The 246-nt window shown below is 63.0% G+C and carries 1 pseudogene; it reads left to right on the top strand.

The window, feature by feature from the left end:
• A pseudogene (locus tag RNC47_RS37515) lies at positions 1–101 on the top strand (IS982 family transposase); the annotation flags it as partial.
• Between the last annotated feature and the right edge of the window lie 145 nt (positions 102–246).

Here is a 246-nt window from a genome sequence, read left to right as displayed (position 1 = left end):
CCCGAATCGGCCAACGCATCCTCGCCCTGACCTGCGCCATCTGGCATAACCGCACCACCGGCCAGCCCATCACACGATCGCTGACCGCCTACGACCACTAACCATTAGGACTTACTCATCTAGGCCCAATGCCGGTGACTTAGGTAGTTGTGTCTCGTTGTCTTCGGTGTGGCGAGGGTGGGGCAGGTCGGGGTGCCTGCGGGTGAGCGGTTGTCGGACCGGATCGCGATCGGGGTGCTGACGCAG

Source organism: Streptomyces millisiae (genome assembly GCF_031845425.1).
Taxonomy (GTDB): Bacteria; Actinomycetota; Actinomycetes; order Streptomycetales; family Streptomycetaceae; genus Streptomyces; species Streptomyces millisiae.
Note: the sequence above shows the minus strand (reverse complement) of the source record. Positions and strands in the feature narration are given on the sequence as shown.